Here is a 14,962-nt window from a genome sequence, read left to right as displayed (position 1 = left end):
AATCATAGTTACCGTACCTTCAGCGTCGCCAGGCCAATCAGCACCAGCATCAGCGAAATAATCCAGAAGCGCACGATAACCCGTGGTTCTGGCCAGCCTTTAAGTTCGTAATGATGATGAATCGGAGCCATGCGGAAAATTCGCTGCCCACGTAACTTAAAGGAACCGACTTGCAAGATTACCGACAGCGTTTCAACCACGAAGACCCCGCCCATAATCACTAATAAGAACTCTTGGCGCAGCAATACCGCGATGGTGCCCAGTGCGCCACCTAATGCCAATGAGCCGACATCGCCCATAAATACTTGTGCCGGATAGGTGTTAAACCACAAAAAGCCCAGCCCGGCCCCGACAATCGCGGTGCAGACAATCACCAGCTCACCGGCATGGCGCAGATAAGGAATATGCAGATAAGCGGCAAAGTTCATGTTACCCGTCGCCCAAGCCACCAAGGCAAAACCGCCCGCGACGAAGACGGTTGGCATAATTGCCAAGCCATCCAGCCCGTCAGTCAGGTTAACCGCATTACTGGTACCGACAATCACGAAGTAAGCCAGCAGGATATAGAGCAGCCCCAACTGCGGCATAATGTCTTTGAAGAAGGGCACGACCAGCTCAGTGGCGGGAGTATCTTTACCAATGCTGTACATGGCGAAAGCGGCCACCAACGCAATCACTGACTGCCAGAAATATTTCCAGCGGGCAATCAAGCCTTTAGTGTCTTTGCGAACCACTTTGCGGTAGTCATCGATAAAACCAACAATCCCATAACCCACCAGAATAAATAGCACGCACCAGACATACGGGTTGGAGGGATACGCCCACATCAGAACCGAAATAGTGATGGAGAACAGAATCATCAGGCCGCCCATCGTTGGCGTGCCGCGTTTGCTGAAATGTGACTCTGGCCCATCATTACGTACTACTTGGCCAATCTGTAATTTCTGTAAGTAAGAAATCAGGTGCGGCCCCATCCACAATGAAATAATCAATGCCGTCAACAAACTGACAATGGCGCGGAACGTCAAATAGGAAAAGACGTTAAAGCCCGAGTAAAATTTCACTAAGTATTCAGCCAACCAAACTAACATGATGCTTTCTCCTGTAACGCACGCACGACATTTTCCATGGCGGCGCTACGTGAACCTTTAATTAAAACAGTGATAATGGGATGTTCGAGCAGCAATTCACTCACTCGGGCTGCCAAGGTATCTTTATCTTGAAAATGTTCGCCACAACTGCTCGCATCACTCAGGGTTTGGCTTAATTTGCCGACACTCAGCACTTTATCGACACCCGCGTGTTTTGCCGCTTCTCCCACCTGACGGTGGCAATCAATCGCGGTATCGCCCAGCTCTGCCATATCGCCGACCACCATAACTCGGTAACCCGGCATTTCGGCCAGCACTTGGGCGGCGGCCGTCATGGAGCCCACATTGGCATTGTAGCTGTCATCCAGTAACAGCTTGCCAACCGCAAGTTGGATGGGGAATAAGCGACCCGGCACAGCCTGTAACTGTGTCAGACCTTGGCGAACTGCGGCTAAATCTGCGCCAACCGACATGGCTAACGCCGCTGCGGCTAAGGCATTGGCAATGTTATGTCGGCCCGGCAGTGGCAGTTCGATGGCCTGGGTGCCGAAAGGTGAATGCAGGGTAAAATGTGTCGCTTGCGCAGTAATGCGCACCTCGCTGGCAAAGAAATCAATATCTTCTCCAGCTTGAGATGAAAAACGCCACACCCGCTTATGATGCAAAGTTTCCTGCCAATGCGGCCAATCGTTACTGTCAGCATTGATGATGGCAGTGCCATTAGCGGGCAATCCGGCAAAAATCTCACCTTTGGCTTGCGCTACACCGGCTAGCGAGCCAAAGCCTTCCAAATGTGCGGCAGATAAATTATTCACCAAGGCACTTTCTGGACGGCTTAAATCTGTGGTGTAGGCAATTTCGCCCACGTGGTTAGCACCCAGTTCAATAACAGCAAAATCATGCTCGGGAGTCAGACGCAGCAGGGTTAGTGGCACACCGATATCATTATTGAAGTTACCGGCGGTATACAGCACCTTGCCGCACTGGCGCAAAATCGCGGCCACCATTTCTTTTACCGAGGTTTTTCCCGAAGAGCCGGTCAAAGCAACTACCCGAGCAGGCACTTGCTGACGAACCCAGGCAGCCAGTTGCCCCAGCGCCAGACGGGTATCTTTAACCACCAGTTGTGGCGCCCCCACCAGTAAGCGTTTACTTACCAGCAAAGCTCCGGCACCTGCGGCAACTGCATTTTCTGCAAAATCATGTCCATCAAAACGCTCGCCTTTCAGCGCCACAAACAAACACCCCCCAGTGACTTGACGGGTATCAATCGTTACTTCGGTTATTTCTATGTTGTTGCGCTGTGTATCGCTAATAATATATTCAGCATTAAGCAAGGTGGACAAAAATGGCAGGGAGACCTTAATCATGCCATCACCCCCAACAAGCGGGCGACAGTCACACGGTCGGAGTAATCCAGACGGCGATTGCCAACAAGTTGATAATCTTCATGTCCTTTGCCAGCAATCAGCACGACATCGTCTTCTTTGGCTTGCATGATGGCGCTGGTCACGGCTTCGGCTCGGCCATGAATGGCTTGCGCGCGCCCGGCATCCAGTAAACCACTAAGAATATCGGCAACAATCGCCTGAGGCTCTTCGCTGCGCGGATTATCGTCAGTGACCACGACTCGGTCAGCCAACTGTTCCGCGATACCGCCCATAAGTGAGCGCTTACCTTTGTCGCGATCGCCGCCGCAACCAAACACACACCACAACTGACCTTTACAATGTAAACGGGCAGCCGCCAGCGCTTTTTCCAAGGCATCTGGGGTGTGAGCATAATCCACCACCACCGTCGGTTTACCCGGCGCGTTAAACACTTCCATACGCCCGCACACCGGCTGCAAATGAGGTGCGGCGGCAAGTAATTGTGTTAGCGGGTAACCAAGCGCCAGCAATGTTGACAGTGCCACCAACAGGTTACTGACGTTAAACGCTCCCATCAGGCGGCTTTCTAACTGACCTTCACCCCAGCTGGAGTCAAAAGCGATGCTGGCACCATTGTCGTGATAGTGAACCTCACGGGTAGATAACCACGGGCCTTGCCACCCAGTTGGTATATTGCCTTCCATGCTGACAGCCACCGCTTGCGGCAACTGACTTAACCAGCGGCGACCTACTGCGTCATCAGCATTAATAATTTTGTGTTCGGCTTGATGGGTGGAAAACAGCAGCCATTTTGCCGCTTCGTAGCTGGCCATATTGCCGTGATAATCCAGATGGTCACGGCTTAAGTTAGTGAAGACTGCGGCAGCAAACGGCAAAGCAGCAACACGGTTTTGAATCAAGCCGTGGGAAGAAACTTCCATCGCCGCGAATGTGGCCCCTTGGTCAACCAAATTGCGCAATAAATGTTGAATATCAACGGCTGAACCGGTGGTATTTTCTGTTGGGATAACCTGCCCTAATAAACCATTACCCACGGTTCCCATCACCGCACTGGTTTCGCCCAGTGCCTGACTCCATTGCGCCAGCAACTGGGTGGTGGTGGTTTTGCCGTTAGTTCCGGTCACACCGACCAAACTTAATGCCGCCCCTGGCTGATGGTAAAATTGCCCAGCTAAGGTGGATAAGTGCTGATTTAAATTACGCAGATAAATAACAGGAACGCCATGCATCTCGACCATGCTGGCGTCCGGAGCTACACCATCGGCTTCAGCAACCACTGCCGCCACACCTTGTGCGATGGCTTGCGGGATATAACGACGCCCGTCCGTCTGATGGCCGACAATAGCGACAAACAAATCCCCGGCAGCGGCAACACGGCTGTCTAATGTCATTTCCCGTAGCGCACGCTCCGGGACGTCTAGCCCCCAAGGAGCGAGTAAGTCGCGCAAGTTACGATCTGCCACCTGAACCCTCTTTTGTATTAATCACTAATTCGCTTTTATCACCAGTGGGTAATGCATCTGGCTCAATGTTCATGGTACGCAATACGCCGCCCATGATGGCACCGAACACCGGTGCAGAAACCGCACCACCGTAATATTTCCCTGCCTGCGGGTCATTGATGACCACAACCAGAGCAAATCTAGGGTTACTCGCGGGCGCTACGCCGGCGGTGTAAGCGAGGTATCTGTCCATATACTTGCCATCTGGCCCGACTTTCTTAGCGGTACCGGTTTTAATGGCGATGCGATAGCCCTTGATGGCCGCTTTGGTGCCCCCACCGCCGGGTAATGCCACACTTTCCATCATATGAACCACGGTGCGTACCAGCGGTTCTGGGAAGATGCGCTCACCGGCCACTGGCGGGTCAACTTTGGTAATCGACAGCGGGCGATAAATCCCCATGCTGCCGATGGTTGCATAGACTCGCGCTAGTTGTAACGGTGTTACCATTAGCCCGTAGCCGAAAGAGAAGGTGGCCCTCTCTATGTCAGACCACCGTTGTTTTTTAGGATATAAGCCACTGCTTTCTCCGACCAACCCCAAATTGGTCGCTTTCCCAAACCCAAACCTTGAGTAAGTATCTACCAGGGCTGAGGATGGCATCGCTAACGCCAGCTTAGAAACACCGACGTTACTCGACTTCTGCAAAATCCCGGTCACAGATAGCTCTGCATAACGGGCCACATCTTTGATTTGATGGCCGTTAACAAAGTACGGCAAGGTATTCAGCACGCTATTTTCTTTCACTACGCCGTGCTGCAATGCCGTCATGACTACCATTGGCTTAACTGTCGAGCCGGGTTCAAAAATATCGGTTATCGCCCGGTTACGCATGGCGTCTTTCGGCGTTCCGGTCAAGTTATTCGGGTTGTAAGACGGGCTATTCGCCATCGCCAAGACTTCGCCGGTATTAACATCTACCAATACAGCGGTGCCCGATTCTGCTTTGTTAAATGCCACCGCATTGTTCAGTTCGCGGTATACCAGCGCCTGTAAGCGCTCATCGACACTCAACACCAAATTGTGAGCCGCCTGGCTATCAACTGAGGAGATATCCTCGATAACGCGCCCATAGCGGTCTTTACGTACCGTGCGCTCACCCGGTTGCCCCGTGAGCCAGCGGTCAAAACTTTTTTCAACGCCTTCAATACCTTGGCTATCAATGTTAGTCACACCAATGATATGCGCCATCACCTGACCTGCCGGATAGTAACGACGAGATTCCTGACGCAAATAGATGCCGGGTAATTTCAGCTTGTGGATGTAGTCGCCAATGGCGGGGTTGACCTGACGAGCCAAATAAACAAAACGCCCTTTTGGATTGGCATTAATGCGGGTGGCCAATTGGTCTAGCGGGATATCTAATGCATCAGACAGGGCTTTCCAGCGCGTATCTAGCGTAATACCGCCGCGTTCGGTGAGCTCTTTAGGATCCGCCCAAACCGCATTGACCGGCACGCTGACAGCCAGTGGGCGACCGGAGCGGTCACTTATCATGCCTCGTGCAGTTGGGACTTCCTGCACCCTTAACGAGCGCATGTCGCCCTCACGCACCAGCTTATCGGGGTTAATCACTTGCAGATATGCTGTACGCAGCATCAACCCGACCAATGCCAGCAAAATACAGCCGCACAGCAACGCAAAACGCCAGCTTATAAAGCTGGCTTGTTCTTCCTGGCGCTTTAACTTCCCGGGGCGCGCTGCTTTCATGCGTTACCTTGGCTACTCAGAGTCATGGTGGCGACAAATTCCTTTATTTATTAGAAAAACCTATTGCTGAACCACAATATTTTCTTGTGACGGATCAACATGTTGCATCTTCAGCTTGTCGGTTGCGATACTTTCGACACGGCTGTGGTCACCCAGTGCATTCTCTTCCAGAATCAAGTTGCGCCATTCAATATCCAGCGCATCCCGCTCCAGAACCAACTGTTCGCGCTCCGCAGTCAGCAAGCGAGTACGGTGAGCGGTGGTTACAACAAAAATGGCAGACACCAACACCGCAATCAGTAAAATTAGCGGGATCTTCGAATTGCGAAGTAAATCTCCGCCGATGACCCCAACCAGACCGTGGCGTTCATTGCCTATCACTCTTTAATCCTCTCGGCAAAACGTAAAACCGAGCTACGCGCCCGTGGGTTTTCGGCGACTTCTGCATCTGGTGGCATCATTTTGCCGACAGATTTTAAAGTGCGCCCACCCATGCTTCGTAATTGTGCTTCCGTCAATGGCAACCCGGCCGGAACCTGTGGCCCACGGCTGTGATGACGGATAAAGTTTTTCACAATGCGGTCTTCAAGCGAATGGAAGCTAATAACAGATAAACGGCCCTCAGGTGCCAAAACTTCAAGTGCACCATCAAGCGCGCGCTCGATCTCTTCTAATTCGGAGTTGATATAGATACGAATAGCTTGGAAGCTACGGGTTGCCGGATGCTTGTGCTTATCGCGAAATGGGCTGGCATTAGCAATCAAGTCAGCCAGCTCTTTAGTGCGGGTCATAGGTTGCGTGAGGTTACGCTCAACAATGGCCCTGGCCAAACGCTTGGCAAAACGCTCTTCACCAAAGGTTTTTAGCACCCAAGCAATATCCTCAGCACTGGCTTTCATCAGCCAATCGGCGGCAGATAACCCACGCGTAGGATCCATCCGCATATCCAGCGGCCCGTCGCGCATGAAAGAAAACCCACGTTCAGGATCATCTAACTGCGGCGATGAAACACCTAAATCCAGCAATACTCCATCAATGCGGCCAACTAAATCCAGCTCCCGCACATAATGCGCCAACTCAGAGAAGGGGCCGTGTACGATAGAAAAACGGGGATCGGTAATGGACTTTGCAGCTTCAACTGCGAGTGGGTCACGATCAATTGCAATCAGGCGCCCTTCTGGCCCAAGTTGGGACAAAATCAGACGCGAGTGGCCACCACGGCCAAAAGTTCCGTCAATATAGATGCCGTTATCACGGATGTTCAGGCCATTAACCGCCTCATCCAGCAATACGCTTGTGTGTTTGTAGTTGTTATCAACCACTTTGTTGTTATTAACCATGCTTATAGCGATAAGTCCTGTAGCCGCTCAGATAGAGGTTCCTGAGTGGACTGTTCTGCGTCAATGTCATCCTTGACTTGTTGATACCAGGTCTGTTCATCCCACAGTTCAAACTTGTTGAACTGCCCAACCAGCATCACTTCTTTATTTAGCCCGGCGTGTTGACGCAATGTCCCTGCAATCAATAACCGCCCGGCACTGTCCATCTGACATTCACTGGCATGCCCTAACAGCAAACGCTGAACTCGACGTTCGGCTGGGTTCATGCTCGACAGCTTGGAGAGTTTTTGTTCAATGATTTCCCATTCAGGGAGTGGATAAAGCAACAGGCATGCTTGGTGAAGGTCTATGGTACAGACCATCTGGCCGTGCGATTCCTCATTCAGCAAATCCCGATATCGGGTAGGTACGGCGAGCCGCCCTTTGCTGTCGAGGTTAACCATCGTTGCCCCACGAAACATGACTGAGTTACCCCTTCATGACCTAATTTGCCACTTTACCCCACAAATTCCCACTTTAAAGAGTTTACGGATGGTATGAAAACCTTGTCAAGCCAGAGCGGATGCGCTTTGACAATATTTATGGGCCGTTTTTGAGATATATCTCGTATAAGAGGCAATTTTCGCGGTTGAAATAGAAATTAACGTCATGATAAACGGGCTATTTTTCCACCACTAATATCTAGCTACTTAAATAAATAATAAATAATAAATTAAATGACCCATTATTTCCTTCTGCAAGGAATGTCTCATTTTCAGTATAAAAATTGCACGACTTAAAATTAGACAGCCTGAGCACAAAACCCACGGCTACTGGCGTATCCTAAGGAAAAGCAGAGGAAATCGGCAGCAAAATTCATAGCAACACAATAATACCCTTAACGCTAACAAGCGTTATCGGCGGAACATTTTACTTCAATTAAGCGGTCAGGATTAATCTATTTTGAAATAAATTATTGGCGCATATTTCAGACATAACTGAAATATGAATATCTTCAGACAGATAAATCTTAAATTAGAAAAATACTACAAATTAGTATTTTTCTTACCTGCAATTATAAATAGCGCCTTAGATTGCATCGGACTTCTCCGTCATCATACACAAAAACACAACTATTTGTTTTTAAATGAAAATCACCTTAAGCGCCATTTAAAAAACCACGAAAAGCCCAATTCCTCGCAGGACAAAGTATAAAAACCGAGCAAATGTTAAAAATAAAAATTTCGAGCTGGTTATATTACAAACAATAGCACTGTAAACTAGCAAGAAAGCAAAACAACAATACAATCACCTGAAATTTAAATAATGATCAGCATATAAACACTGCTAATAATCTTGCGAGCAGGCGTTTTAACAGATTTTTCCCCCAATGAGGGAGTTAATGACAATGTTTTCAACTGGGTCCCGTCTGCGTAGTGCAGCAGCCGATACTTTTGCACTTGTGGTGTATTGCTTTGTCATCGGCATGATAATTGAAATAGTTGTCTCTGGTATGACATTCCAGCAGTCACTGTCTTCCCGGCTGGTTTCAATTCCAGTCAACATCCTTATTGCCTGGCCCTACGGCTTGTACCGGGATGCATTCATCCGTGCGGCACATCGCTATGCGGGTAAGCATAGTTGGGCAAGAAACCTGGCTGACTTACTGGCCTATGTCAGCTTCCAGTCGCCAGTTTATGCCATTATTTTATGGTCTGTCGGGGCGGATATAGAGCAAATAACCACAGCGGTCGCGAGTAACGCCGTAGTTTCAATGGCAATGGGGGTGGCTTATGGCTATTTTCTTGAGTATTGCCGGAGGTTGTTTCGTGTCGCGGGCTATGTTTGATATACCCGTCATGTTGCAAAGCGCAGGCGTGTTGGCGACGCGTAATGACCCGAATCACTGAAGTAAGCTCATCGGGATTAATGAACCTCATCCCTGAGGTTCACCCTGCGGGCTAGCGCAAGCGCTGTTCTACACCTTGAAATTATTGGGTATAAAGCTTAAATAACAATAATCTTAGGCTCTGGCTCTTGAATACAGGGCTTATCTGCGGCTCAAACTGCCACGGCGGAACAGGTTGCGGCGAATCCGTGTCAATCCCGGTTTCGGTTTATGGGGCTCATCCAAACTGGCTAATACCAGTTCCAGCACGCGCTCGGCAACATCCCGGTGGCGTTGTGCAACCGCCAGCACAGGGCATTCGAGGAAGTCCAGCAACTCATTATCACCAAAAGTGGCAATCGCCAGATTACTCGGCAAACGCCCACTTTGTTTTAAAGTGACATCCATAACGCCCTGTAATAGCTGGAATGAGGTTGTGAACAAAGCCTGTGGCATTGGGTGGCTCTTCAACCATTCAGCGAACAGCACTCCGGCAGCTTCGCGCTCGTAGCTGTTGGCATACAGATAATCGACTTTGCGGGGATCATCTTTCCACGCCTCACGAAATCCCATCTCCCGCAGGAAGCTGACCGAGAGCTCTGGCAGCGCACCCAAATACAAAACGGATTCCGCAGGGAAAGAGCGCAGCTCTTGTGCCAACATCTGGGCGTCTTCTTGGTCAGCCCCCACTACACTGATGAAATGCTCACGATCAAGCGCCCGATCGAGGGCAATTATTGGCAGTGGGTCGTTAGCCCAGCGCTGATAAAAAGGATGCTCAGGGGGCAAGGCCGTGGAAACAATGATGGCGTCCACCTGGCGCTGTAGCAAGTGTTCAATGCAGCGCATTTCATTATCAGGTTGGTCTTCAGAGCAGGCAATCAATAGTTGATAACCACGCTGGCGGGCCTGACGTTCCAGATAATTAGCAATGCGGGTGTAGCTGGTATTTTCCAGATCCGGGATAACCAGACCAATCGACCGAGTTCTGCCCGCACGTAATCCTGCCGCAACGGCATTTGGGTGATAGTTATGTTCCCTGACAACGGCCATAACTTTGTCTACTGTTTTATCGCTGACCCGGTATTGTTTCGCTTTGCCATTAATGACATAACTGGCCGTTGTACGCGAAACGCCCGCAAGACGCGCGATTTCATCCAGTTTCACATTAACCCCTTATAAACCTAATAAAATGATGTTGTAGGCTAGGTCTAGAAGCATATAGACATAATTTAACCATGAATATGATCTAACAGCAGAATTTGCTATTGAGCAACCGCTTTAACCGCCACATAACGCTATTCAGGTTAAATAATAAGAAAAAAAAAGCTCAACATAGCTGCTGAGCCTGATAATTTGAGACAAGTCGGTATAATTGCCTTGGTTAACGCATTATTTTGTCACCACGGGAAACACCGACAATACCAGATCGAGCAACTTCAACAATTTCAGCCACTTCACGGACTGCATTTAAAAATGCATCCAGTTTGTCGCTCGTGCCAGCAAGCTGGACGGTATAAAGTGTGGCGGTGACGTCAACAATTTGCCCACGGAAGATTTCCGCGCAGCGCTTCACTTCTTCACGCCCATAGCCGCTGGCCTGCAGTTTCACCAGCATGATTTCGCGCTCGACATGTGAACCGGCAACCAACTCACTCACGCGCAAAACATCCACCAGCTTATGCAGTTGTTTTTCAATCTGTTCCAGAACTTTAGCATCCCCAACGGTTTGGATGGTCATTCGAGATAGCGTGGGATCGTCGGTCGGCGCTACTGTTAAACTTTCAATGTTATAACCGCGCTGAGAAAACAGGCCCACAACTCTTGAGAGGGCACCTGATTCGTTTTCCAGCAGAACTGATAAAATCCGGCGGCGCATAATTATGTCCTCTCCGTTTTACTAAGCCACATTTCGTCCATGCCACCACCGCGGATTTGCATCGGGTAAACATGCTCGGTTTCATCAACAGTCACATCCACAAATACCAGACGGTTAGTCTCGGATAATTGTTTCAAGGCATCGGCCAGTTTGCTTTCAAGCTCATCCGGCGTACGAATAGACACCCCAATATGGCCGTAGGCTTCTGCCAATTTGACGAAATCGGGGAGAGAATCCATATAAGACTGTGAATGGCGGCCCGAATAAATCATATCCTGCCACTGTTTCACCATGCCGAGGTAACGGTTATTCAGGTTCAAAACCAATACCGGCAGATTATATTGCAGTGCAGTTGATAACTCCTGAATATTCATCTGGATACTGCCATCTCCGGTGACACACACCACGGTCTCATCCGGTAGAGCCAGTTTAACCCCCAGTGCGGCCGGCAAACCAAAGCCCATAGTGCCAAGCCCGCCGGAATTTATCCAACGACGCGGCTTATCAAACGGATAATAAAGTGCCGCGAACATTTGATGCTGGCCAACATCCGATGTGACATATGCATCACCTTTGGTTAGACGGTGCAGTGTTTCAATCACGGCCTGTGGCTTGATTTTGCCACTGTCTTTGCTGTAACTCAGGCAATCACGGGCGCGCCACTGTTCGATGGATTGCCACCAATCACGCAGGCTATCAAAATCTTGCACGCAATCAATCTGCGCCAACAACTCCAGCATCTGGGTTAATACTTGTTTGGCATCGCCGACAATCGGGATATCTGCCGTCACAGTTTTAGAGATTGAAGTCGGGTCGATATCAATATGCAGCACGGTCGCATCTGGGCAGTATTTCGCCAGATTATTGGTCGTCCTGTCATCAAAACGCACGCCAACAGCAAAAATAAGATCCGTATTATGCATGGCCATATTGGCCTCAAATGTGCCATGCATTCCCAGCATCCCGACGCTTTGGCGATGGGTGCCAGGGAAGCTCCCCAATCCCATCAGAGAACTGGTTACCGGTAAATTCAGCTTTTCAGCCAATGTCAGTAATTCTTCATGACAGGCGGCATTAATCGCCCCACCACCGACATACATAATAGGCCGTTTAGCCGCCAGAATAGTTTGCAGTGCGCGTTTAATCTGCCCGCGATGGCCTTGCACCGTCGGATTATAAGAGCGCAAGCTAACCTGTTCTGGATAGGCGTAAGGCATTTTGACCGCAGGGCCAACAATATCTTTTGGTAGGTCAATAACGACGGGGCCTGGGCGACCGGTTGACGCCAAATAGAAGGCTTTTTTCAACACAGTCGGAATATCTTCAGTGCGTTTGACTAAAAAGCTGTGTTTGACGACCGGGCGGGAGATCCCCACCATGTCACATTCTTGGAATGCATCGTAGCCAATTAATGAGCTAGGTACCTGACCAGACAGCACTACCATAGGCACGGAATCCATATACGCCGTCGCAATACCGGTAATCGCATTGGTCGCACCGGGGCCAGAAGTCACTAATACAACGCCCACCTCGCCAGTGGCTCGCGCATAACCGTCGGCCATATGAACCGCACCTTGTTCGTGGCGCACCAGCACGTGATCGATACCACCGACCCTGTGCAGGGCATCGTAGATATCAAGTACGGCCCCGCCGGGATAACCGAATACATGCTTAACGCCCTGATCGATTAACGATCGGACAACCATCTCGGCTCCTGACAACATCTCCATGGGTTTTGCCTCCAGGCTAAGTTTGCTCATTAGATAACGGGAAATCATTTCCACGAAACCCGGTAGGAAAGGCACTTCGCACCCTATTCCTATTCTTTGTTTGTTTGTTATAGTTCGAATGTTTATTAATGTAACTAACTTATTAACATAACGTCAGAATTTCTGGCAGGCAAACAGCAATTCTCTACACTAAAGGCAATTCGGCGGGACACACTCTGAATTTCTCCCATCAAATAAAATAAAACACTGCCTAAACATTAATAACCGCGCTCTTAACGTCGCATTAATAGATAAATATAGAACTAAATCAGGCCGGATTTTTTTATTCATTAATGACAGTAAAATAATGGCGACTACGCAGAAAGAGGTAAAAACCAAGCGGCGTTGGTTAGAAAGGCAGCGACGGCGTGTATTTTCGGATAGCGACACGCCGTCACTCAGGCTACTGACAATACTGACTAGAGGGTAAGCGGCCGAAGCACACATCAATACCGCCGCCCCGGCTGAAAAAAATTGAAAATATCGGTTTGTCATCAACCTCACGGCTAAATGTCGATAATTACTCGCGGTACATAGAATCAATTTCATTCTGATAACGCTGGAGAATGATTTTACGGCGCAATTTCATCGTTGGCGTCAATTCACCGGTTTCCATAGTGAATGCCTGCGGTAACAGAGTAAAACGCTTAACTTGCTCGAATTTAGCCAACTCTTTTTGCATATCTTTGAGCCGCTGCTCAAATAAACTCACAATATGACTATGGCGCAAAAGTTCAAACCGGTCGTGGTATTTCAGATTGATTGAGCGGGCATATTCTTCCAGTGATTCAAAGCACGGCACAATCAGCGCCGAAACAAATTTGCGGGTGTCGGCAATAATAGCGACCTGCTCGATAAAACGATCCTGACCCAATGTGCCTTCAATCATTTGCGGTGCGATATACTTCCCGCCGGAAGTTTTCATCAAATCTTTTAATCGCTCAGTGATAAATAAATTACCCTGAGAATCTAAAGCTCCAGCATCGCCGGTTTTGAGCCAACCATCTTCGGTAAAGGATTCGGCAGTCTCTTGCGGCTTATTAAAATAGCCACGCATCACAATTGGGCCGCGCACCTGAATTTCGTTTTCAGCGCCCAAACGCACCTCTATCCCTGGTAATGGCTTACCGATAGAACCGAAACGGAAGTCTTTCTCTTCCCAACAAGAAACCGTGGCGCAAGTTTCAGTCATGCCATAACCGTACTTAATATTAATGCCAATCGCTTGGAAGAACAGAATAATATTGTCGTCTAATCGCGCGCCAGCTGCCGGTAAAAAGCGCACTTTCCCGCCCAATATGCCGCGTAACTTGCTCAATACCAGGCGATTAGCCAGCTTATACAGTTGCTCGGATAACGGCGATAATGCTTGCCCATCTTGCACACTTTTGAATTTACGTTCGCCACAACCGACAGCCCAACGGAACAACTTTTGCCGATGCCATTTTGCCAGGGCAACTTTGTCATTAATGGCACTGAAGACTTTTTCGTAGAAGCGGGGAACCGCACACATTACTGTCGGTTGTACCGCCTGCATTGCGGGGCGCACCCAATTGGTGTCGCTGATATACACATTTTGCGCGCCGGTGTGCATCACATAAAAGCTCCAGGCGCGCTCAAACACATGGGATAATGGCAGGAAACTCAGAGAAATATCGTCTGTTGTTAGCGTTAAGCGCTGGTCATGTAAATAGAGCTGGGCAGCCATATTACGGTAATCCAGCATGACACCTTTAGGCTCACCCGTGGTGCCAGAGGTGTAAATCAGTGTGAATAAGTCATTTAAATCACAAGCATCGATACGCGCGCTCAATAGATGCTGTTGGACAGCATCTGGTTGTTGCTCAAAATCAGCCAAATGCTGGGCGAACTCACAACCACGGAGATCGACTAGGGGATCTAACACAATAATTTTAATCAGTTGCGGGCACAGCGACTTTAACTTAATAGCAACATCGAATTGCGTTTGCCCACCGACAAATAAAATACGCACATCTGCATCATTAACAACATAAGCAGCTTGAGCCGTAGTATTAGTGGCATACAAAGGCACACTCACACCACGTAATTGTAAAATAGCCAAATCGACCAACGACCAAGCCATACTGTTATTAGCAAAAATCCCAATACGCTCTTGAATTGCTACCCCTAAGGACAACAATGCAGCTGAAATCTGCGTAACATGTGTATCAACTTGCTGCCAACTAAGTTGTTTTTCGCCTTCTGGCGACCATTCACGAAATGCAATGTGGTCAGCTCTCTGGCCTATTTGTTGGCGCAAACGGCGCACAAGGTGATATCTATCTAATTCTGGTGTCATAAAATCGCCGCTCGCTATATACCCTTATATCTTTCAAACGCAGGTGTGTTGGCTGTTCTCATTACACGGCCCATAAATCGACTGTGTTCAAA

General features: G+C 49.1%; 12 protein-coding genes. 1 reads left to right on the top strand and 11 read right to left on the bottom strand.

The genetic code is table 11. The features are described from left to right. Positions 1-8: 8 nt before the first annotated feature. From mraY to mraZ, 7 genes are read right to left on the bottom strand one after another with little or no spacing between them, the layout of a single operon-like run. On the bottom strand, positions 9-1,091 hold the full coding sequence (mraY, locus tag YROHD0001_RS03170) for a phospho-N-acetylmuramoyl-pentapeptide-transferase (protein ID WP_032817810.1): 1,083 nt from the start codon (positions 1,089-1,091) through the stop codon (positions 9-11). Then, complete coding sequence (murF, locus tag YROHD0001_RS03175; RefSeq protein WP_032817807.1) at positions 1,085-2,461, bottom strand: UDP-N-acetylmuramoyl-tripeptide--D-alanyl-D-alanine ligase; 1,377 nt, start codon at positions 2,459-2,461, stop codon at positions 1,085-1,087. The genes mraY and murF overlap by 7 nt, the downstream gene beginning before the upstream one ends. Then, the gene (murE, locus tag YROHD0001_RS03180) at positions 2,458-3,945 is read right to left on the bottom strand and encodes a UDP-N-acetylmuramoyl-L-alanyl-D-glutamate--2,6-diaminopimelate ligase (RefSeq protein WP_032817804.1); all 1,488 of its coding nucleotides are present in this window, start codon (positions 3,943-3,945) and stop codon (positions 2,458-2,460) included. Before murE ends, murF begins: the two co-directional genes overlap by 4 nt. Then, complete coding sequence (locus tag YROHD0001_RS03185) at positions 3,932-5,695, bottom strand: peptidoglycan glycosyltransferase FtsI (RefSeq protein ID WP_004716106.1); 1,764 nt, start codon at positions 5,693-5,695, stop codon at positions 3,932-3,934. Before YROHD0001_RS03185 ends, murE begins: the two co-directional genes overlap by 14 nt. A gap of 60 nt (positions 5,696-5,755) precedes the next feature. Further along, on the bottom strand, positions 5,756-6,076 hold the full coding sequence (gene ftsL / locus YROHD0001_RS0118515; RefSeq protein ID WP_032817802.1) for a cell division protein FtsL: 321 nt from the start codon (positions 6,074-6,076) through the stop codon (positions 5,756-5,758). After that, positions 6,073-7,035 carry a 16S rRNA (cytosine(1402)-N(4))-methyltransferase RsmH gene (rsmH, locus tag YROHD0001_RS03190; RefSeq protein ID WP_004716104.1) on the bottom strand — a complete coding sequence of 321 codons (963 nt, stop codon included), beginning with the start codon at positions 7,033-7,035 and terminating at the stop codon, positions 6,073-6,075. The genes ftsL and rsmH overlap by 4 nt, the downstream gene beginning before the upstream one ends. Before the next feature lie 2 nt (positions 7,036-7,037). Then, positions 7,038-7,496: a division/cell wall cluster transcriptional repressor MraZ gene (gene mraZ, locus YROHD0001_RS03195; RefSeq protein ID WP_004716103.1), complete on the bottom strand. Its 459-nt coding sequence runs from the start codon at positions 7,494-7,496 to the stop codon at positions 7,038-7,040. Positions 7,497-8,422: 926 nt separating this feature from the next. On the opposite strand from mraZ, the gene YROHD0001_RS03200 reads away from it, so the two are divergent. After that, complete coding sequence (locus tag YROHD0001_RS03200) at positions 8,423-8,863, top strand: L-alanine exporter AlaE (RefSeq protein ID WP_032817837.1); 441 nt, start codon at positions 8,423-8,425, stop codon at positions 8,861-8,863. Between the two features lie 201 nt (positions 8,864-9,064). On the opposite strand, the gene cra is transcribed toward YROHD0001_RS03200, so the two are convergent. From cra to YROHD0001_RS03220, 4 genes are all read right to left on the bottom strand, one after another. After that, on the bottom strand, positions 9,065-10,069 hold the full coding sequence (gene cra / locus YROHD0001_RS03205) for a catabolite repressor/activator (protein ID WP_004716101.1): 1,005 nt from the start codon (positions 10,067-10,069) through the stop codon (positions 9,065-9,067). Positions 10,070-10,286: 217 nt separating this feature from the next. Continuing rightward, entirely contained in the window at positions 10,287-10,781 is a 495-nt protein-coding gene (gene ilvN, locus YROHD0001_RS03210) for an acetolactate synthase small subunit (RefSeq protein WP_004716100.1), read from the bottom strand. Positions 10,782-10,783: 2 nt separating this feature from the next. Then, on the bottom strand, positions 10,784-12,511 hold the full coding sequence (gene ilvI / locus YROHD0001_RS03215; protein ID WP_032817800.1) for an acetolactate synthase 3 large subunit: 1,728 nt from the start codon (positions 12,509-12,511) through the stop codon (positions 10,784-10,786). A gap of 559 nt (positions 12,512-13,070) precedes the next feature. Continuing rightward, positions 13,071-14,870 carry an AMP-dependent synthetase/ligase gene (locus YROHD0001_RS03220; RefSeq protein WP_004716098.1) on the bottom strand — a complete coding sequence of 600 codons (1,800 nt, stop codon included), beginning with the start codon at positions 14,868-14,870 and terminating at the stop codon, positions 13,071-13,073. Between the last annotated feature and the right edge of the window lie 92 nt (positions 14,871-14,962).

The sequence above is a fragment of the Yersinia rohdei ATCC 43380 genome (genome assembly GCF_000173775.1).
In the GTDB taxonomy this organism is placed as follows: domain Bacteria; phylum Pseudomonadota; class Gammaproteobacteria; order Enterobacterales; family Enterobacteriaceae; genus Yersinia; species Yersinia rohdei.
The sequence above is the reverse complement of the archived record's forward strand: the minus strand, read 5'-3'. Positions and strand labels throughout refer to the sequence as shown.

Excerpts from the sequence above, each read along its gene's own strand:
- mraY (WP_032817810.1), bottom strand. The coding sequence starts at position 1,091 with ATGTTAGTTTGGTTGGCTGAATACTTAGTGAAATTTTACTCGGGCTTT.
- murF (WP_032817807.1), bottom strand. The coding sequence starts at position 2,461 with ATGATTAAGGTCTCCCTGCCATTTTTGTCCACCTTGCTTAATGCTGAA.
- YROHD0001_RS03185 (WP_004716106.1), bottom strand. The coding sequence starts at position 5,695 with ATGAAAGCAGCGCGCCCCGGGAAGTTAAAGCGCCAGGAAGAACAAGCC.
- rsmH (WP_004716104.1), bottom strand. The coding sequence starts at position 7,035 with ATGGTTAATAACAACAAAGTGGTTGATAACAACTACAAACACACAAGC.
- mraZ (WP_004716103.1), bottom strand. The coding sequence starts at position 7,496 with ATGTTTCGTGGGGCAACGATGGTTAACCTCGACAGCAAAGGGCGGCTC.
- YROHD0001_RS03200 (WP_032817837.1), top strand. The coding sequence starts at position 8,423 with ATGTTTTCAACTGGGTCCCGTCTGCGTAGTGCAGCAGCCGATACTTTT.
- ilvN (WP_004716100.1), bottom strand. The coding sequence starts at position 10,781 with ATGCGCCGCCGGATTTTATCAGTTCTGCTGGAAAACGAATCAGGTGCC.
- ilvI (WP_032817800.1), bottom strand. The coding sequence starts at position 12,511 with ATGGAGATGTTGTCAGGAGCCGAGATGGTTGTCCGATCGTTAATCGAT.
- YROHD0001_RS03220 (WP_004716098.1), bottom strand. The coding sequence starts at position 14,870 with ATGACACCAGAATTAGATAGATATCACCTTGTGCGCCGTTTGCGCCAA.